General features: G+C 70.1%; 1 protein-coding gene. It reads right to left on the bottom strand.

Annotation, left to right across the window (positions count from 1 at the left end):
* Positions 1–205 precede the first annotated feature (205 nt).
* Positions 206–432, bottom strand: a 227-nt coding sequence (locus RB628_RS41490) for a hypothetical protein (RefSeq protein WP_318325782.1), incomplete at its 5' end; no start/stop codon positions are given.

The following is a 432-nucleotide window of genomic DNA, read 5'->3' on the forward strand; positions in this document are numbered from 1 at the left end:
AGCCGGCGAGTTCCATGGCCGCCAAGTGCACCTGGAAGCCGGGTTCCCCAGCGACGATCAGAACGTACGGATGGTCGACGGAGACCTGGACCGCGCCCGGGGAGGGGGACTGCGGTGGCGGGGTATGAAGCCCACCATACCTACTGCTTGCGTTAGGCAAGCAATAGGATCCGGCGAAGGCGCCACCGGCGTCAGGCCAAGGTACTCAGACCCCGCTCGCGTCCTCGAAAACGACCCGCGGATTCGGGCGGGCGGGGTGGGCACCGGGGATGCCGGGCGGCAGCACCGGCGCCAGCGCCCGGAAGACCTGGTGCATCGCCCGGTCGTCGTAACCGGCAAGCGTCTCCGTCGCCTGCAGCAGCAGCCCGCCTCCACGCAGTTCCCGTACGGCATGGAAGGCGCCGACGTCCGCGAGGCGTTGCGCGCCGCCCA

It is taken from the genome of Streptomyces sp. ADMS (assembly GCF_033441795.1).
Classification (GTDB): Bacteria; Actinomycetota; Actinomycetes; order Streptomycetales; family Streptomycetaceae; genus Streptomyces.